Genomic DNA, 18,693 nt, shown 5'->3' with positions numbered 1-18,693 from the left:
CCGAATGATCTTTTTTCGCTTGTGTCGCCCGACGTTCAGTTGGGGTATTGGTCTGTTTTTCATTCTTAGTTGGAGACTGCCGCTCTGTTCAGTAGCACAGGCTCCGCCCTACGAGGCCGAAATTCGGGCGTTCGAAAAGATGGACAGCACGACTCCCCCACCCAAAAATCCAATCCTGTTTACGGGTAGTTCGTCCATTCGACTGTGGGAAAACCTGCCCGCTTATTTCCCCAACAAATCCATACTTCAGCGGGGTTTTGGGGGTTCGCAGTTAAACGACGTATTACGCTATGCTGATCGGATTATTATACCCTATCACCCAAAGCAGATTGTGCTCTATGCGGGCGAAAACGACGTGGCAACGGGCAAACTAAGCGGGCAGCAAACCTTCGGGCGATTCGTTGCCCTGTTTCGGCACGTTCGCCGTAAATTACCCGGCGTTCCCTTTGCGTTTATCGCCCTGAAACCCAGCCCGTCGCGCCGGCAATATTTTACCCAAATAGACATTGCCAATCGGCTTATCAAACGGTATTTAGCCAACAAGCGCAATGCCCGCTTTGTGGATATCCGGCCCGTTATGCTCCAGAAAAACGGCCAGCCTGTGCCCGCCCTGTTCAAGCCCGACAGCCTGCACATGCGCGAAGAAGGTTATCAGCGGTGGGCAACCGTGCTGAGACCGTTTTTGAAATAGGTGAGAGTCCATCGAAATGAGCAGGAAGTGTACCTTTGTCGCCTACAACAAGATACCCTCTTTTCTATGAAAAAATTAGCCCTCTACGCAGTCGGTCTATTGCTGATGGCAGAGCCGCTCTCTGCCCAAACAACACCCTACGCCATTGTCCCGAAACCCACGCGCTTAGCCGCTGGCAGCGGAGCGTACACATTCCCCGCAAAACTGACGATTGGTGTACAGGCAGCCGCCAGCGCCGACGTGCGCCGGATTGCCCAGATGCTGGCCAACCAATTGGCGAAGTCTACCGGCTCAACACCGGTCGTCACAACCGGAACGGCCCCGAAAGGCATTTCATTCGTGAGCGCCAAAAGCGGCAGGTTAGGACCGGAAGGCTATACGCTGACCGTATCACCGAAGCAGATTGTACTTACTGCCGAGCAGCCGCAGGGCTTTTTCTATGGCATACAGTCACTCATGCAGTTGATGCCTGCGGCTGTCTTTAGCCCGACGAAAATAAGTGGTATAACGTGGTCGGCGCCCGCCTGCACCGTCGAAGACCAGCCCCGGTATGGGTATCGGGGGTCGATGCTCGACGTAGGACGGCATTTTTATCCGGTGGCATTCATCAAAAAATACATCGACCTGCTGGCCCTGCACAAAATGAATGTGTTTCACTGGCACCTGACCGAAGATCAGGGCTGGCGCATCGAAATCAAAAAGTATCCTAAACTAACCGAGTTCGCGTCCATCCGCCCATCAACAATGGTTGGCCACTACACCGACCGCAAATACGACAACAAACCCTACGGCGGCTTTTATTCGCAGGACGACGTGCGCGAGGTGGTTAAGTATGCTCAGGAGCGGTACATAACGGTGATTCCCGAAATTGAAATGCCGGGCCACTCGATTGCCGTGCTCTCGGTTTATCCGGAACTGGGCGGCAACCCTGATCGTGTTTTGCCCGTGACCGGTACGTGGGGTGTGCATGAGCAGGTGCTGTTTCCCCGCGAAGAAACCTTTACATTCTTAGAAAACGTGCTGACCGAAGTGATGGCCTTATTTCCGAGCCAGTACATTCACATTGGGGGCGACGAATGCCCGAAAAAAGAATGGCAGCAGAGCAAATTCTGTCAGGCCCTGATGAACGAAAAAGGGCTGAAAGATGAACACGAGCTCCAAAGTTATTTTATTCAGCGCATCGACAAATTCATTACCTCGAAAGGCCGCCGGATGATTGGCTGGGACGAAATTCTGGAGGGTGGCCTATCGCCCAATGCTACGGTCATGAGTTGGCGCGGAGTTAACGGCGGCATTGCAGCCGCCCGGCAGAATCATGATGTAATCATGAGCCCAACCACCTATTGCTACCTCGATTATTACCAGGCCGACCCCAAAACCCAAAGGCTGCCGGTAGCCATTGGCGGTCTGCTGCCCCTCGAAAAAGTGTACAGCTTCAACCCGTCGGTAACGGATAGTTTAACGGCCGGGCAGTCCAGGCACGTGCTGGGCGTACAGGCCAACATCTGGTCGGAATACCTGCCCACAACGCACTACGTTGAGTACATGACATACCCCCGCCTGATTGCCGTTGCCGAAACCGCCTGGACACCCGCCGACGGAAAGGACATCGATGACTTTAAGCAACGGCTGGAAGCTCACAAAAAGCGGTTAGACTACCTGAATGTCAACTACTTTGGTGCGCCCATCAATAATACGTTTGACTACGTGTGGCCCAGAGAAACGGCAAAGAAGTAAGCATCTGCAACCCTAAAAGGTCTTAAAAGACCTTTTAGGGTCAAGTAGTCTCACAACGCCATCTCCATGCGAATGTCGGCGCGGGAGTAAGGCGTTGGCACACTGGGCACTTCGCGGAAGCCCACACGGGTGTACATCGTTAGTGCGGGAGTGAGTTTCCGGTTCGATTCGAGCCAAAGGGTTTTAACCCCTGCCTGCCGGGCATACTCAATGGCCGCGATGCACAGTTTTTTGCCAATACCTTTTCCCTGCACACTGGGCGACACCGCCATCTTAGCCAGTTCAAAACCGGACTCGCCCATGTTCACGACGGCGACACAACCGACAATGCCGTCGTCAGTTTTGGCAAAAAAAATCTCGCCCTTATTGGGAAGAATGTGGGTTTCGGGGTCGTCTAACTGCTCGGAATCGTGCGGTTCAACGGTGAAATAGCGGGAAATCCAGTCGATGTTCAGGCGTTTAAAATCAGGCTGGTAGTCTGGTGAGTAAGGGATGATGGATACGTCGCTCATACGATTATCAGTGGTTGGTGTTTGCTTGTTTCAATTGGTCCTGAATACGGTCGAAGAAGGTTCGTTCGGCTAACTGCGCTTCCATTTCCTGAAGCGATGCCAGCAAATTGTGCGCCTGCTGAGCTAACATGCTCCGATTGACCGCAACAAAGGCATCCCAGAGGGGTTGCAGTTTGGGCAGCATTGTCTGCCCGGCTTCACTCAGCGTCAGCAATCGCTTCCGGCCATCCTGCTCCGACCTGGCCGATGCAATCAGGCCGTGTTTTTCGAGTTCATTGATCACCTGAATCACGGCCGGGTGCGTGATGCCCAGCCGGTCGGCAATTTCCATGACAGCCACCGGCCCCTGCCGGGCAATCAGCACAAAAATGGTGGCCCAGCGCACATCGAAATCCACTCCCGATTGCCGGTAGGTGGCCGTTACCCCCTGCCAGTAGAGGTCACTCAATCGCCGAAGTCGACTTGCCAAAGCCAGTTCGGCCATTTCCGCCATAAAATCCATAATAGGTTAGCAGTTACGTAAGGAGTTACATAGTTAGGGAAAACTATTCTTCGTGTCAAGAAAAGTTTCAATTAATTTACCCAGACGTGTAGTGAATGAAGAAGATAACTACACTCACTCTATGACTTGCCGGTCTACACAAAACACCAAACCGTTAGTCTTTCTGGCCAACGCTCTTTATTTTTGCACTTTCCTAAGAATTCAACCGCATTCCAATACTTACTATGCAAACGTCAACCTACGTTCCTTACAAGGTTAAAGACATCGCACTGGCCGAATGGGGCCGCAAGGAAATCCGGCTGGCCGAAGCCGAAATGCCGGGCCTGATGGCGCTCCGGGCCGAATATGGTCCTTCGCAGCCGCTCAAAGGTGCCCGCGTTGCCGGGTGTCTGCACATGACCATCCAGACCGCCGTGCTGATCGAAACACTGGTCGAACTGGGTGCCGATGTAACCTGGTCGTCATGCAACATATTTTCGACGCAGGACCATGCCGCTGCCGCCATTGCCGCTGCCGGGATTCCGGTGTATGCCTGGAAAGGTATGAACGAAGAAGAATTCAACTGGTGCATCGAACAAACGTTGTTCTTCGGCGAAGATCGCCAGCCGCTCAACATGATTCTCGACGACGGTGGCGACCTGACCAACATGGTGTTCGACGTGTATCCTGAACTGATTCAGGGCATTAAAGGGCTTTCGGAAGAAACCACAACGGGGGTTCACCGCCTATATGAGCGGATGAAAAACGGAACGCTGCACCTGCCCTCCATCAACGTAAATGATTCGGTAACGAAGTCGAAATTCGATAATAAATACGGTTGCCGCGAATCGCTGGTGGATGCCATTCGCCGGGCTACCGACCTGATGCTGGCCGGTAAAGTGGCCGTTGTAGCGGGTTATGGCGACGTAGGCAAAGGTTCGGCGGAGTCGCTGCGGGGTGCCGGTTGCCGCGTGCTGGTAACGGAAATTGACCCGATCTGTGCGCTGCAGGCTGCCATGGACGGCTTTGAGGTGATACCGATGGATGAGGCCGCGACGCGTGCCCAGATCTTCGTGACGGCAACCGGTAACGTCAACATCATTAAAGACCGTCACTTTAAAGCCATGCGCGATAAAGCCGTTGTGTGTAACATCGGGCACTTCGACAACGAAATCGACATGGCCTGGCTGAACACCAACTACGGCCACGCTAAAAGCCAGATTAAACCGCAGGTCGATATGTATGAGATCGACGGCAAGGAAATCATTATTCTGGCCGAAGGTCGCTTAGTGAACCTGGGTTGCGCGATGGGACACCCTTCGTTTGTGATGTCATGCTCGTTTTCGAACCAGACCCTGGCGCAGTTGGAACTGTGGGCCAACTCCGACAAGTATGAGAACAAAGTGTATGTGCTGCCCAAAATTCTTGATGAGAAAGTAGCTGCCCTCCACCTTGCCCACGTGGGTGCCCGGCTCGAACCCCTGGAAAAGGAACAGGCCGACTACATTGGTGTATCGGTGCAAGGTCCGTTCAAGTCGGAGATGTACCGGTATTAAGTAACGCGACCGGGCCGCCGGAGCGGTGGAAACCCGCGATGGTACAGAAAATCCAGGATTGCGGGTTTCCACCGCTCCGGCGGCCCGGCCGCGTTACAGCGCGACTCTGGTAACGGAGCCGCGCTTTTTTGCGTTAAATTTGTTAGTATTGACACCAGGAAACGACGCTCGACCATGATGTTCCCGCTAAATCCCACTACGCGCCGGGATGACCGCCTGACGGACGATGAATTTTACGCCTTCTGTCAGGCAAATCCCTCGCTTCGTATCGAACGCGAAGCCGACGGCCAGATTATTTTTGAGATGCCCACCAATACGAAAACTGGATTAAAAAACGCCGATCTTGTTGCTGATGTTGTTTTTTGGAACCGTAAAGCCAGGCTGGGCTTAGGGGCCGATTCGAGTGCTGGCTTCACCCTGCCCGATACGTCAGTTCGTGCGCCGGATGTGTCCTGGATTAGCCACGAACGCTGGGATAGGCTTTCTGAAAAAGAACAGGATACGTTTGCTAAAATCTGCCCCGATTCTGTCATCGCGTTGATGAGTGATTCGGATGAAAACTATACGTTGCCGAAGAAGTTAGAGAAATACCTTCAGAATGGCGTTCGGCTGGGCTGGTTGATTGACCCATTTAGGCAGCAAACAACCATGTATCGGCCTGACCGTGAGCCGGAAACAAAAGCATTTACCGATGAATTGAGTGGTGAAGACGTACTTCCGGGCTTTATGATCCGATTAGATGAATTGATCTGACAACCGCTATTTTCATAAATTTGCATACCTGGCCAATACAATGAACCGACTGCTCCTTGTGCTGCTGCTGTTGTCTCCCCTGCCCGGTTTGGCGCAGGCGACGATTGACACGCTGCACTGGAGCGCGACCCGGCGGTTGCTCCTGTCTGATTTCCATTCGCCAACCCAGCCCGGCCTGGGAGGCTCAGAGTTTTATTACCAGATTGGCTACGAAGTTCGCCCAACGTCGGTTTGGAGTCAGCCCGCCATCGAGTCGTTCTGCCTGATGTTCCGCAACCTGTCGTGGGTGTCGGAAACAGCCCGCAACGAGCGCACATTAGCCTATAATCAGGTATTGTTCGATTTGGTGGAGGTACACACCCGCCAGATGAAAGCCAAGCTTATTGCCCTGCGGGCCGACCGCCGGTTTAAGCAGGAGGCCAAACAGATTGAATACCTGACCAACTCTGAACTGGGCGCCGAAGTCAACCGGTTCAGGGCCGAAACCGGCGGGGGCGATGACTTGCCGGTTTTGCAAGGCTGGCAGCAGCAGGTGGTGCAGCGGCTGTTCGACACCCCCGACCTGGTCAATGTTTATCGCTCCTCGAAAATTGGCTTCGGTCTGTTTGTGGGTGGAGCCGGGACCTTGCCCACCGGCCCAGCTTCCAGTACGATAAACCCTCTGGCGGGCATTGCATTCGGCGTAGATATTGCCTTTCGCCGAACGATGCTGTTACTCCACCCGGCCATTTTTAATGGTTCGCTAAGCTCGGCCTTTTCGCACCGTGATCAGAACTGGGAAGGCGGCATGAACATTCGTTCCGCCCTGTTTGAGGTGGGCATTGGTCAGGTAATCAGCGATTCACCCCGCAGCCGCTGGACTCCCTTCGTTGGCTACCGACTATTCAATGTAGCTCCGCAGAACCGGAACGATGAGCGATATAAAGGTTTTTACGTACTCGATTATGCACCCACAGTGGGACTTATCGGCGATATTAAGTTAGGCGACAACACCCGCAAACCCGACCTCTCCGACGGCAGTTTTCTGTTCATACGCACAAAATTATCGTACACTCCTTTTCTGACTATGCAGCCTTTTTCGGGCGGGTTAATCAATCTTCAAATCGGCTTAGGCGGATTTGGGCGGATCCGCCGGGTAACGTATAAGCCGGATCGTACTGTGATTGTTTTGCCTGGTAAAATTCTATGAAAAAACAGCTTCTTTGGCTGGCGTTGGCTGGCCTTTCGGCCTGTAGCCCCGGCTACCACCTTACCGGCCGCACGGCCAACCGCATTGGTGTCGATTCGGTAACGGCTACAGCCGACAGCAGTGTGGCCAGGTTTCTGCAGCCATATCGGCAGGGTCTCGACAAAACCATGAATGAAGTGCTGACCCATTCCACCGGGCGCATCGAAAAAGGCCAGCCTGATGGGCCGCTTAATGATTTACTGACCGATGCCCTGCTTCAACAATCGGCGCAGCGCTATGGCAAACCGATTGACTGCTCACATCTGAATTTTGGGGGCATTCGGAACAATCTGCCCGACGGAAACATCACGACCGGCTCTATTTTTGAAGTTATGCCATTTGATAATCAATTGGTTATCCTGACCGTTACGGGCGATATGCTCCGGCAATTGCTCAATCACTTCGCCAAAGGCGATAAGTTAGTGGTGGGCGGCTTACGGGCCAAAATTCACGATGAACAGGTGCAATCCGTTACCTTCACCAATGGCCGGACACTCCAGCCTGCCGAAACCTACACCATCGCCATGAGCGATTATGTAGCCGACGGTGGCGATAACGCTGGCTTCCTGAAAAATCCTATTAAACGCGAAAACATCAATTACCTCATCCGCGATGCCCTGATTGACTATTTCCGGCAGCAGGGCAAAACCGGCCAACCCATTAACCCTGTTTCCGATGGACGCATCAGCATCGAATAGACGTCAGTTTCTGAAACTGCTTGGCACAGCCGCCGTAGTTGGCTCGGTGACCCCCGACTTATTTGCCCATTCAGGTCGCGCCAAAACTACGTCGCTGACCATTCTGCATACCAACGACGTACACAGTCGGTTAGACCCGTTCCCGATGGACGGGAGCCGCAATGCCGGAAAAGGTGGTGTGGCTCGCCGGGCCACGCTCATCCGAAAAATTCGGCAGGAGCAGGAAAACGTGCTGCTGTTCGATGCGGGCGATATTTTCCAGGGAACGCCGTACTTTAACCTGTATAAAGGCGAACCCGAAATTCTGGCTATGAGCCAGCTCGGCTACGACGCCGGAACCATTGGCAACCACGACTTCGATGGCGGCATCGACAACATGGTAACCCAATTCGGCAAGGCCAGTTTTCCGTTACTCATTGCCAACTACGATTTTAAAAACACGGTCATGGATGGCAAAACGATGCCGTATAAACTCTTCGAGAAAGACGGCATCAGGATTGGTGTTTTTGGACTGGGTATCAAACCCGACGGGCTGATTCCAAAAGATGCCTACAGGGAAACGAAGTACCTCGATCCGGTTGACATTGGCAACCAAACTGCCGCCACACTCCGCACGGAAAAAAAATGCGATTACGTCGTTTGTTTGTCGCACCTCGGCTTTAAATACGATGGCCCGACGGTTTCCGACAACGTACTGGCGGCCAAAACCCGCAACATCGACCTCATTATTGGTGGCCATACGCACACGTTCTTAGATGCGCCGGTGGTGGTCAACAATCCCGATGGGCAGCCCGTCTGGATCAATCAGGTTGGGTTTGCCGGCATCAATCTGGGTCGTATCGACCTGGCCTTTGAACGGGGAAAAGCCGTTGCAAGTACCGGAAAATCCGTTGAAGTAAAGTAACTTTACCAAAGAGTGAAAGAGCGAAAAGCTAACTGTTTCACTCTTTCGCTCTTTCACTCTTTAGATTCCTATGAAATTTGGCGTTGTTGTTTTCCCCGGCTCCAACTGCGATCAGGACGCAGTCGATGCGCTGGAACTGATGGGCCAGGAGGTCGTTAAACTCTGGCATAAAGACCACGACCTGCAGGGGTGTGATTTTATTATTCTGCCCGGTGGTTTTTCCTATGGCGACTACCTCCGCACGGGAGCCGTAGCCCGGTTTTCGCCCATCATGAGTGAAGTGATTGCCCACGCCAGCCGGGGCGGCTACCTGATGGGTATTTGCAATGGCTTTCAGGTGCTGGCCGAAGCGCGGCTGGTGCCGGGGGTACTCCTGCGGAATGCCAATCAGCAGTATGTCTGCAAAAATATTTACCTGACCCCTCAATCGCCCGACGCGCTCTTAACCGCCGGGCTTGACAGAACCGCGTACAAGATTCCAATGGCACACGGTGAGGGCCGCTATTTTGCTGATGCCGATACGCTTAGCGCACTGAACGACAACGGGCAGGTGTTATTTCGGTACTGCGATGAAACAGGGGCCATTACCGAAGCCGCCAACCCAAACGGCAGTTTAGAAAACATTGCGGGCGTGACCAACAAAGGGAAAAACGTTTTCGGAATGATGCCCCACCCCGAACGGGCCGCCGACCCTGCCCTGGGCAACACCGACGGTCGGTTAATTATGGACCAGATTCTGAGAGCGGTATTGGTATAATGAAGGGAGAAAAGGAGAAGGGAAGCCAGTGACGGCTTCCCTTCTCCTTTTCTCCCTTTATGCTTTCACCTCTTGCAATACCGGATAATCAATGTAACCTTGCTCAAAGCCGTTCGGGCCGGGCGCGTAGAATGTAGCCGGGTCAGGCTGAGCCAGGTCAGCACCCGTTTCCAAACGCTCCACCAGGTCGGGGTTGGCGATGAACGGACGGCCAAACGCGACTAAATCAGCCAGTCCACTTTCCAATGCTTCTTCGGCCCGGGCGGCCGTAAAACTCCCCGCCAGGATTAAGGTTCCCCTGAAACGTTCGCGAATGCCATTTATGACCGATGGTGGCACAACCGGCGCTCCCAGGCCCGAATGATCGACCAGATGCAGATAGACTAAGCCTATTTTGTGGAGTTGTTCGGCGAGGTAATTATACAACGTTTCGATGCCGTCGTAGATTGGCAAATCGCCGGCCACACCATAAGGCGATAACCGAATGCCAACTTTATCGGCCCCAATAGCATCGACCGCCCCCTGAGCAATTTCGAGGAGGAACCGGCTGCGATTTTCGTCGCTGCCGCCATATTCGTCGGTCCGCTGGTTAGCCGCCGGGTGCAGAAACTGCTCGATCAGATACCCATTGGCCCCGTGCAGTTCGATTCCATCGAAACCTGCTTCAACGGCGTTTTTAGCCGCCTGCACATACTCCTGAATGGTTTGTTTTACCTCCGCCGTTGTTAGAGCGCGGGGTGTAGGCTGGGGCTGCATACCCTGGGTATCGGTCCACATATCACCTTTAGCGGCAATGGCCGAGGGCGCAACCAGTTCAGCCCCGGCAGGCAGGTTATCGGGGTGCGATATCCGGCCCGTGTGCATCAATTGTACGAATATTTTCCCTCCTTTTTCGTGAACGGCATCCGTCACATTCGTCCAGCCTGCAATTTGCTCTTCGCTATACAAACCCGGAATTCGGGCATAGCCAAGACCATTGGGGGAGGGAGAGGTGCCTTCCGTAAGGATCAGACCGGCTGTAGCGCGTTGAGCGTAGTAAGTAGCCACCAAATCACTGGGGGCATTGTGGCTGAGGGCGCGGCTCCGGGTCATGGGGGCCATCACAATGTGGTTCTGAAGTGTCAGGTTGCCTAAGCGGGCTTCCTCGAAAAGTGTCTGTGCCATGTGCGAGTATCTGTAATCAACCGTTTTTGAGTACGTCTTTAGGTAGTTAACATTTCCAAATATTTAAAAGTTTGAATGTTTAAATTAAAATTTTTAGCTGAATTGCATCAGAAATGCCGATAGTTGCCGCATCATATCTTTATTCAGGTGCAGATACACATTTCGGCCTTCTTTCGTGGCAATCAGCAGGTCGCTCTCGGTCAATAACCGAACGTGGTGCGACACACAGGGCTGCGACAAACCCGTCAGTTCCTGGATATCAGACGGAGTCATGCTATCCCGTTGGGCAAGTTCCTGTAGAATCGAGAGCCGGTATTTATCAGCAATAGCCCCTGTTGCTTTCTCGAATGATTTAGAATCCATAGTACAAATCTAACAAAAACCAGTCTGTTAAGGTGCCGCCTTCCGTAATCGGCTTATTCCCACATGGTTTAAATATGTATCTTTGTGCATATCCGTTTAGTTTCACAGACGATAACAACCGCGAAAACGACATGAAAGACGCCATATCAACATCAATGAACCGGCGCGAATTTATGGGTGTCTCCGCACTCGCGGCTGCTTCTGCCGCTATGCTGCCGACAAGTTTTGCTGCGGCTCGGAAAAACGCACCAGGCCGGTCGAAACGCGATTTGATGATGCAGGTGCTCAACACCTCCGGCACGCCGAGTTACATTCCGGCTGGCTTTTTTCTGCATTTTCCGGCAGAGCAGCGAACCGGCGATGCCGCCATCAAGGCGCACCTCGACTACTTCCGGGCTACGGGTATGGATTTCGTCAAAATCCAGTTTGAGCAGAGCTACCCGCGCATTGCGGAGGTCCAACGAGCTGCCGACTGGGCCAAAATTCCCGTTCTCAGGGAAGCATGGTTTGAACCGAGTCTTTACATTATCAAAGGGCTGATCAAAGCGGCTAAACCGGAAGCTCTGATTCTGCCAACGATGTATTCGCCCTACCAGATGGCCAAACAGGCAGTGCCGAAAGAACTGTTGCTGAAACATGTGCAGGAAGACCCCGAAGCCGTGAGCCGGGGCATGGAAAACGTTACCCTCTCGGTGATGAATTATGTTCGGGCGGCAGCACGCGCCGGTGTAGACGGCTTTTACACCTGTTCGCAGGGGGGCGAAGCCAGTGCGGTGGCCGACCGCGCGCTGTTTAATCGGGTCATCAAGAGCTATGACATGCTGATTCAGAAGGAAGTGACTCAACTTACGCCGGTCAATATCCTGCACGTTTGCGACTACGAGGGTGCCTACGCCGAATTCGGTTCCCGGTTTCAGGACTACCCCGGCCAGATTGTGAATGTACCTCTTGCTGCCGAGGGTAAACCCCTGTCGCTCAACCAGGCTGCCGACCTGTTCAAACGACCCGTAATGGGCGGCATCGACCGCCATGGGGTTCTGTCGACGGGCACACCGGCAGAAGTGAAAAAGGCCGTAGAACTCGTGCTGAAAGATGCGCCAGCGCATGTAATTCTGGGAGCCAACTGCACCGTCCGCACCGATATTCCCATCCAGAATTTACAGACTGCCATTAAAACAGCCCACGAGTTTCGGGCGTAAGTTACTTCCCCGGCCACTGCCACTGCTGTAAATCATCGCTCCAGGCAATGCCAATGGAGGCATTTTTATCAAAATCCCCCGCTTCTTCGGTTAACGGCCCCGACCCGTGAAACAGCATGACGTATTTTCCAAAACGGGGTTCGTTTTTCAGGTTTAACACCGTGCCTGCTGTCAGCTGGCCTTTGGCCCAAAGCCATTGTGCCTGTCCCAGTGTAATTAAGCCGCCCCAGTCGCGCCAGTTCTGCAAATCGGGCGAGCGTTTAAGGGCGATGCCATTTTTAGGCGAGTGCATCAGCATGTACTCGTTGTTCTCGACGAGTACGCAGGCATTTTCGCCGGATTCGGTGTGACCAACGTATGTCCAGTTGCGTAAATCGCGGGAGTAGGACATGCTTACACCGTTCTGTTTATAGAAACACCAGTACTTGCCGGGTTCGTCTTTATCGGCCAGCAAATATGGGTCAATCATGCGCCCCATCTGCCGCTCATCTACGTCCGGCCCCTTCACCCGCAGCAGTTCAGGTTGGCTCCAGTGTTCCAAATCCCGGCTGCGGATGGTAAAGAGCCGCGCATCGCCGGTACCGAAACGGGGCATCTGCCGGGCGGTATAGTCGGGGCGCGGGTAAGTTTGCAGGCAGAGTACCCACTCGTTATCGACGCGAATAACATTGCCCGGACTGCTGTAGTCGAGCCGCTGGTCGCGGGGAGTCAGAATCCGAACCGGCGCCCACCGACGTAAATCGCGGGAGTGACTCATGGCGGTATAGGAGTAGACCTTTCCGTCGGCCTCTGTCCGAACCCATGTAAAAAAACGTAGAGCGTGTTCTGGTGATATAGCATGGCTGGATCGCGGTAGGCCGTTCGCTCATCACCCCGGAACAGAATGGGCGATTTCAGGTCGTTAAGCAAGCTTTTTGGGGGATGCTTTGCGGGCAACAGCGCGAGTAGGCTGGCGGCCAGGAGCCAGATAGCAGGGAGGGGCATAAACGTTTGTTTTGTTAGCCCGTGAATCTACTCAACACCTATCGTTATCAGGCCAGTATAGCCTCGAACATCTATAGAACGAACGATAATGCTTAAGCTGCGAGGCCGGTTCACTGAACCGGCCTCGCAGCTTAAACACATAACAATCACCACTTCTATTTCCTTCCTGACTACGGCAGCGCCAATATAGTCAGGAAGTTGACTCACTTCTCAAAACCGGTCAGGCCCAGAAAAGCGTGCTGGTCTTTGGTTTTCCCGACCGAGGAGGGCACCCGGTACGGAGAGCTACTTTCTTCGGCAAGAGATCCATTGGCCGCCACCTTAAATGTCGAGACCGAATGGCTCTGATAAGCCCCCAGCACATACAGAAAATTGCCGGGAGTTTCGTGCATGTCTTTCGTATCTCCCTCCGGAATTCCACCCCCACGGGCAAAGAAATTAGGGGTTAACGATTTCGAGAGTTTGTTATCGGCACCGATGTCGAAAACACTCACGACGTTTTGGGCAAAACTGGCTACGAATAATTTTGACTTGTCGCGGCTCACCCACGTCCAGCAGCCCTCGTCATTGCGGCCTCCGGTAGCAAAATTCTGAATTTTAGCGCCCGTCGTTCCGTCGTGGACTGTCAGACTATTGTCTTCTTTAGACGAGTGAAGGTTGAAGTTCGACATGTAGATGTACTCACCATTCGGGCTCCAGGAAATACCGATGTTACCCGAAACACCTGTTTCCTCATACAACCCCGTTTGGGTGAGGGTGCCGCCCGCAAACGAGTATACGTAGAGCCTGCCGGGTTTTTGAAGCGTCAGGTCCGGGTCGGGCGTCATGATGTGGGCCACGCCCCAGGTGGACGTAATCAGTTTGGTTCCGCCGGAATTGAACTCCACAGTGGTGGGGCCACCATACTGGCCGCTGTCGTAGGTAGCGCCAATACGGCTGAACTGCAGCAGGCCCGTTGTCTGGTTAAAGGAGAATACCGCCAGATTGCGTAACGAGCTTGACTGTACCATGCCTACCGCAACCGGTGGCGTTTTTTCGTAGTGCGGGTTGCTGTGCTGATTGGCCACCACTACCCAGGTGTTGCCCCCTGATGTGCTGGCAGCAATGGAGGTTGCCCGGATACCGCGCGAATCCATGTTGTCGATGACGGGCGTGGCCGGATCCTGATCGACCTGGGTCAGGCTGCCATCGGTGCGGTTGATTTTAAAAACCGAGACGCTGCCATTGGTGGGGTTACCGCCCGCATTAACAGCCAGCAGGTAGTCGCCCACGATGCGGAGTGCCCATTCGGTGTCGAAATCACCCTCGGCTGCATCGCCGTTGCCGCCCGTGGTATAGGGTGAACCGGAAAGCTCTGCCAGCGCACCACTACTGTTCCGACCCAGGGCAATGATGCCGTTGCCCGTGCTGGCGTTGTTGCTCGTGTACATATAACCGGCGTAGCCGGTCGGATCGCGATGGTCCTGGCAGGCGAAAAGAGCCGTAGCGAGCAGAAGAGAAAAAAGCGTGTGTTTCATAGCGTATAAGTAGTTTTGTTGGTCTTACGTGCCGATAGTTTACCGCCACGGGGTATCCTCTAACGTATTGAATAACTTATGTCTCTTCTGTAGGGTTATCACAGAAGTATAACATTTTCAGATACTTACGAACTAGAAGGCTTTCGTGTCTATGAACGAAACCACCCCTAAAAGCTACTACAAACCAGCCGTATCAAGATTGTGACACATCAGTCTGTCCCAAAAAATACCGGTATATTTAGCATTTAAAAACGCCCGCAACTTTATGCGAATCAGTTATTTAGTACTCTTCATCAGTGGCGTAATCTGTTCATCGACGTTCGGGCAAACGTTCACGTCGTCGAACCTGCCCATCCTGCTCATCAATACGGGGGGTCGCGTTATTCCCGACGAACCGAAAATTGTGGTCGAACTGCGTATTATTGACAACGGTGCGGGCAAACGCAACAACGTGACAGACAAACCCACGTTTGTCAGTAAAGTGGGCATTGAACGACGGGGCGCGACGTCGCAGCTTCTGTTTCCGAAGAAGCCCTATGGAATTGAACTGCGCGACACGTCGGGCGTGAACTCGGTGAATGTGTCGCTACTGGGCATGCCCGCCGAATCGGATTGGGTGCTCAATGCCACCTATAACGATAAAACCCTGATTCGGGAAACACTCACCTACGACCTGAACCGGCAGATGAGTTCGTTCTATACGCCACGCTATCGCTACTGCGAAGTGGTTTTGGACGGTATCTACGACGGTATTTATATTCTGTTTGAGAAGATTAAGCGCGACAAAAACCGCGTTAATATCAGCAGTATCAAGAAAACCGATGTATCGGGCGATGCGCTAACGGGCGGTTACATTTTCAAAATCGACAAAACCGAAGGGTCGCCCTCACGGTCGTGGAGTTCGCCTTACCGAAGCAGTGGCGGGCGAACAATTTCTATTCAGATTGATCGGCCCAAGCCGGAAGACCTCGCCGAAGAGCAAGTTCAGTACGCCAAAAAATTCATTACCGATTTCGAGACAGCCCTCCAGGGTGGTCAGTATCAGGACTCTACGGCAGGCTATCGCCACTACATCAACGACGATTCGTTTGTCGATTACCTGCTGCTCACCGAAGTCTGCAAAAATGTGGATGGCTATCGACTCAGCAGTTTTTTCTATAAAGACCGCGACAGCAAGGGGGGCAAACTAACGATGGGGCCAATCTGGGATTATAACCTAACCTACGGAAACGCCAACTATTGCAATGGGAACACGTATCAGGGGTGGGCCTATGACTTCAACCGCACCTGCCCAAGCGATTTCTATCAGATTCCGTTCTGGTGGGAGCGGCTACTGAGCGACCGGGCGTTTGCCAACAAAGTGCGCGTTAAGTACCAGGCACTTCGTAGAACTGTGCTGAAAACCGAGCGGATTCAGGCGTATGTAGACTCCGTAGCCACCCAACTCACCGAAGCCCGCACCCGCAATTTTCAGCGATGGCCGGTTATAGGTACCTATGTCTGGCCAAACAGCTACATTGGGCAAACCTATCAGCAGGAAGTCGATTACCTGAAACAATGGGTGCGAGACCGGCTAAACTGGTTAGACAATTATGTACAGCCCTTCGGCGCCGACGTGCTGGCGACCGAACCGACGGATGATTTCGGGTTGGCCCTAACACCCAATCCATCGGCGACCGACGTTACCCTGCGCTATCGACTTCGGCAACGTGCTGATATACGGCTGACAATTACCGATGCCACCGGGCGAACCCTTCAGTCAATGGCTTTGCCCAATCAGGCTGCTGGCGAACATACGCAGACGCTGCCCGCCCGTTCGTTGCCCACCGCGCCGGGGATTTATTTCCTGCAGGTTGATGCCAATGGGCAACCCGTCAGCCGAAAGATGCTACGTTTTTAACCGGGGCAACTGGACCTATTCGGGATCGCCCCCATTTGTATCTGGCTGATAGACAGGCAGTTCAAAGGAGAAGCAAACTTCAGTACCCGTCGGCAGGGTCACGTGTAAGTCTGAATCGTGCAGGCTAAGGATTTTGGCCACAATCGCTAAGCCCAGCCCCCTGGTTGGTGAACGGCCCGCCAGGTCTGGTCTGTCAGGCTGACGGCTTACTAAATAAGCCAGTGTTGATTCGGGTACTGACAGAACTGAATTGAGTACGGAGACCGTTAGTCTGCGCTCATTACCGGCCAACTGAACCACAACATATCCTTCATCGGGGGCGTACCGGATGGCGTTTTCCACCAAATTCTGCAAAACCTGCTCCACCATATTGATGTCGGCGTAACAGACTGTGGGCAATTCACAATTGATACAAGTAAAGGCAATTCGCTTCTGTTGAGCACTCAGTTGAAAGTTTGTAACTATTTCCGTTAGCAGGTCGGACAGCAGAAAAGGTTCCTTTTCAGGTTGCCGTTCCTTAGCTTCCAGTTTCGATAATTCGAACAGTTCATTGATCCGCTTCGTTAGTCGATGGGTGCTTTGCAGAATAGCCGCCACGTAGCTTTTCTGGGTCAAATTGAGTGAGGAGTCCATATCCAGCGTTTCGGCATAGCCCCGAATGGAGGTCATGGGCGAGCGGAGGTCGTGCGAGACATTGGCGACCAAATCGCGCCGAAGCTGTTCAGATGTTCTTAACTGGTCGAGACTTTGGGCTAACTGGTCGGCCATATCATTGTAGGCATTCGCTAATGTAGCCAGATCGCTGGTCGGCTTCAGGTAGGTGCGCGCCGTTAAATCACCATCGCGAAAACGCATTACCGTCTGGATGATGTGCCTCAAATCACGGGTGAGCAGGTAGAATACTAAAAAACCGACGGCCAGTGCGGCCAGCAGCGTAAAGAGCGTTGTCTTGAGGCCCCATTCGACGGCATAACTTTTCAGCAGTTCCGATAGAGACGTACCATAACTTTCGCCCAGCAACACAACGTAGACGTAGCCCTGCAACTGCCCTTCACTGACGACCCGGGCCGCCGAAAATACCTGTTGCCCATCGACTTGCTTGGGGTCATCGCCCTGGATAAAAACCAATCCGTGCGTTTGAACAAACCTCCGGACAGGTTCCAGATTAACCCGTTGCCGCTTGATTTTTTCGGGTGGTGAATGATAAATCATAAGCCGGCCCGTTGTGTCGAGCAGGTAAACCTCGGCACTCGGATTGGTCACCATCGCGTTAAAAAAAATCCGCTCCGTGGCTTTATAGTTTACGTTCATCCCGACAAAGGGTTTCGAGAACGTTGCAATATGAGCCGCTACCTCCCGGTTTAGGCGCTGGTGAGTCGCCTTGAAGTACCGAATGGCAACAAAACCCGTTAGCAGACTGTAGCCAGCAACCAGTAGAACGACTAACAGCGACAGGAAAACGGCTAACCGCCCGTAGGGGGCCGGATAGAGCCGGGCAGGCCGGGATTTAGGACTGAACGGCGTCATGAAGCGATGGGGTTTTCGGATTCAGCAAACCGGTAGCCAATGCCCCAGGTCGTCAGAATGTAAGTTGGCCGGGCAAAGTCGGATTCAATTTTGTTCCGCAACCGGTTGATATGCGACGTTACCGTATGCTCGTAGCCCGATACATGATAATCCCAGACCAGATGCAGCAATTCTTTCCGGCTGTAGGTTTTTCCCGGATTTTCGGCCAGCAACACCAGTAAATCAAACTCTTTGGGTGTCAGCTCCACGCGGGTTCCATTCAGGATTACAATCCGGTCGGACGTATGAATCGACAGCGCATCATGACTAATCAGCAACCGGGGCGTGGGCGCATCCGGCTGGCCTAAACCGCCCCGGCGCAGCATAGCCCGAACCCGTGCCATAAACTCCAGAATGCCAAAGGGTTTGGTTAAGTAATCGTCGGCACCCGCTTCCAGGCCGATAACTTTGTCTGTTTCCTGTGCCTTAGCCGTCAGCATTAAAATTGGCGTTCGGTTGTCGCGCTGACGAATTTGGCGGCAGATGTCGATACCATTCATATCGGGCAGCGTAATGTCGAGAATACACAGGTCGACGGGTTGGTGGGCCAGCCAATCCAGTCCTTCCCGTCCCGACGCGGTGCTGATTAAGTCGGCGGGCAGGTGGCGCAGATGGATACGGACTAAATCGACAATGAGGGAGTCATCTTCAATGAGCAGCACTTTTCTGACAGACGGATTCAT

19 protein-coding genes are annotated in these 18,693 nt (G+C 53.2%); 10 read left to right on the top strand and 9 right to left on the bottom strand.

The window, feature by feature from the left end; all coding sequences use genetic code 11:
- The first annotated feature begins 4 nt into the window (after positions 1–4).
- Together ACYVI1_RS14325 and ACYVI1_RS14320 are read left to right on the top strand one after the other, a co-directional pair.
- Positions 5–691, top strand: coding sequence for a GDSL-type esterase/lipase family protein (locus tag ACYVI1_RS14325; RefSeq protein ID WP_460911287.1), 687 nt, complete (start codon positions 5–7; stop codon positions 689–691).
- 66 nt (positions 692–757) lie between these two features.
- Positions 758–2,428: a beta-N-acetylhexosaminidase gene (locus ACYVI1_RS14320; RefSeq protein ID WP_460911285.1), complete on the top strand. Its 1,671-nt coding sequence runs from the start codon at positions 758–760 to the stop codon at positions 2,426–2,428.
- A 50-nt stretch (positions 2,429–2,478) separates the two neighbouring features.
- Here ACYVI1_RS14320 and ACYVI1_RS14315 read toward each other — a convergent pair whose 3' ends face one another.
- Both ACYVI1_RS14315 and ACYVI1_RS14310 read right to left on the bottom strand, forming a co-directional pair.
- Positions 2,479–2,940 carry a GNAT family N-acetyltransferase gene (locus ACYVI1_RS14315; RefSeq protein WP_460911283.1) on the bottom strand — a complete coding sequence of 154 codons (462 nt, stop codon included), beginning with the start codon at positions 2,938–2,940 and terminating at the stop codon, positions 2,479–2,481.
- A 7-nt stretch (positions 2,941–2,947) separates the two neighbouring features.
- Positions 2,948–3,442, bottom strand: coding sequence for a MarR family winged helix-turn-helix transcriptional regulator (locus ACYVI1_RS14310; RefSeq protein ID WP_460911281.1), 495 nt, complete (start codon positions 3,440–3,442; stop codon positions 2,948–2,950).
- A gap of 224 nt (positions 3,443–3,666) precedes the next feature.
- Here ACYVI1_RS14310 and ahcY point away from each other — a divergent pair, with 224 nt between their 5' ends.
- The 6 genes from ahcY to purQ all read left to right on the top strand — a co-directional run bounded on the left by ahcY (position 3,667) and on the right by purQ (position 9,317).
- Positions 3,667–4,977: an adenosylhomocysteinase gene (gene ahcY, locus ACYVI1_RS14305; protein WP_460911279.1), complete on the top strand. Its 1,311-nt coding sequence runs from the start codon at positions 3,667–3,669 to the stop codon at positions 4,975–4,977.
- A 174-nt stretch (positions 4,978–5,151) separates the two neighbouring features.
- Positions 5,152–5,730: a Uma2 family endonuclease gene (locus tag ACYVI1_RS14300; protein WP_460911277.1), complete on the top strand. Its 579-nt coding sequence runs from the start codon at positions 5,152–5,154 to the stop codon at positions 5,728–5,730.
- A 40-nt stretch (positions 5,731–5,770) separates the two neighbouring features.
- Positions 5,771–6,919 (top strand): hypothetical protein, encoded by a 1,149-nt coding sequence (locus ACYVI1_RS14295; protein WP_460911275.1) that lies wholly within the window; start codon positions 5,771–5,773, stop codon positions 6,917–6,919.
- Positions 6,916–7,656 carry a 5'-nucleotidase C-terminal domain-containing protein gene (locus ACYVI1_RS14290; protein WP_460911273.1) on the top strand — a complete coding sequence of 247 codons (741 nt, stop codon included), beginning with the start codon at positions 6,916–6,918 and terminating at the stop codon, positions 7,654–7,656. The genes ACYVI1_RS14295 and ACYVI1_RS14290 overlap by 4 nt, the downstream gene beginning before the upstream one ends.
- Complete coding sequence (locus ACYVI1_RS14285) at positions 7,634–8,560, top strand: bifunctional metallophosphatase/5'-nucleotidase (RefSeq protein ID WP_460911271.1); 927 nt, start codon at positions 7,634–7,636, stop codon at positions 8,558–8,560. Before ACYVI1_RS14290 ends, ACYVI1_RS14285 begins: the two co-directional genes overlap by 23 nt.
- Positions 8,561–8,630: 70 nt before the next feature.
- Positions 8,631–9,317 carry a phosphoribosylformylglycinamidine synthase subunit PurQ gene (purQ, locus tag ACYVI1_RS14280; RefSeq protein ID WP_460911269.1) on the top strand — a complete coding sequence of 229 codons (687 nt, stop codon included), beginning with the start codon at positions 8,631–8,633 and terminating at the stop codon, positions 9,315–9,317.
- Positions 9,318–9,374: 57 nt separating this feature from the next.
- Here purQ and ACYVI1_RS14275 read toward each other — a convergent pair whose 3' ends face one another.
- Together ACYVI1_RS14275 and ACYVI1_RS14270 are read right to left on the bottom strand one after the other, a co-directional pair.
- A complete protein-coding gene (locus tag ACYVI1_RS14275) occupies positions 9,375–10,481 on the bottom strand; it encodes an alkene reductase (RefSeq protein WP_460911267.1) in 1,107 nt (368 codons plus the stop codon).
- 93 nt (positions 10,482–10,574) lie between these two features.
- Positions 10,575–10,844, bottom strand: a complete 270-nt coding sequence (locus ACYVI1_RS14270; protein ID WP_460911265.1) for an ArsR/SmtB family transcription factor — start codon at positions 10,842–10,844, stop codon at positions 10,575–10,577.
- Between the two features lie 131 nt (positions 10,845–10,975).
- On the opposite strand from ACYVI1_RS14270, the gene ACYVI1_RS14265 reads away from it, so the two are divergent.
- Entirely contained in the window at positions 10,976–12,043 is a 1,068-nt protein-coding gene (locus tag ACYVI1_RS14265) for a uroporphyrinogen decarboxylase family protein (RefSeq protein ID WP_460911263.1), read from the top strand.
- A gap of 1 nt (position 12,044) precedes the next feature.
- Here ACYVI1_RS14265 and ACYVI1_RS14260 read toward each other — a convergent pair whose 3' ends face one another.
- From ACYVI1_RS14260 to ACYVI1_RS14250, 3 genes are all read right to left on the bottom strand, one after another.
- Positions 12,045–12,800 carry a glycoside hydrolase family protein gene (locus ACYVI1_RS14260; protein ID WP_460911261.1) on the bottom strand — a complete coding sequence of 252 codons (756 nt, stop codon included), beginning with the start codon at positions 12,798–12,800 and terminating at the stop codon, positions 12,045–12,047.
- Positions 12,797–13,027, bottom strand: coding sequence for a hypothetical protein (locus tag ACYVI1_RS14255; RefSeq protein ID WP_460911259.1), 231 nt, complete (start codon positions 13,025–13,027; stop codon positions 12,797–12,799). The genes ACYVI1_RS14260 and ACYVI1_RS14255 overlap by 4 nt, the downstream gene beginning before the upstream one ends.
- A 203-nt stretch (positions 13,028–13,230) precedes the next feature.
- Positions 13,231–14,544: a lactonase family protein gene (locus tag ACYVI1_RS14250; protein WP_460911257.1), complete on the bottom strand. Its 1,314-nt coding sequence runs from the start codon at positions 14,542–14,544 to the stop codon at positions 13,231–13,233.
- Positions 14,545–14,809: 265 nt separating this feature from the next.
- Here ACYVI1_RS14250 and ACYVI1_RS14245 point away from each other — a divergent pair, with 265 nt between their 5' ends.
- The gene (locus tag ACYVI1_RS14245; protein ID WP_460911255.1) at positions 14,810–16,444 is read left to right on the top strand and encodes a CotH kinase family protein; all 1,635 of its coding nucleotides are present in this window, start codon (positions 14,810–14,812) and stop codon (positions 16,442–16,444) included.
- Positions 16,445–16,459: 15 nt separating this feature from the next.
- Here ACYVI1_RS14245 and ACYVI1_RS14240 read toward each other — a convergent pair whose 3' ends face one another.
- Together ACYVI1_RS14240 and ACYVI1_RS14235 are read right to left on the bottom strand one after the other, a co-directional pair.
- Complete coding sequence (locus ACYVI1_RS14240; protein ID WP_460911253.1) at positions 16,460–17,971, bottom strand: sensor histidine kinase; 1,512 nt, start codon at positions 17,969–17,971, stop codon at positions 16,460–16,462.
- Positions 17,968–18,693, bottom strand: coding sequence for a response regulator transcription factor (locus tag ACYVI1_RS14235; protein WP_460911251.1), 726 nt, complete (start codon positions 18,691–18,693; stop codon positions 17,968–17,970). Before ACYVI1_RS14235 ends, ACYVI1_RS14240 begins: the two co-directional genes overlap by 4 nt.

It is taken from the genome of Spirosoma areae (assembly GCF_054781775.1).
The sequence above is the reverse complement of the archived record's forward strand: the minus strand, read 5'-3'. Positions and strand labels throughout refer to the sequence as shown.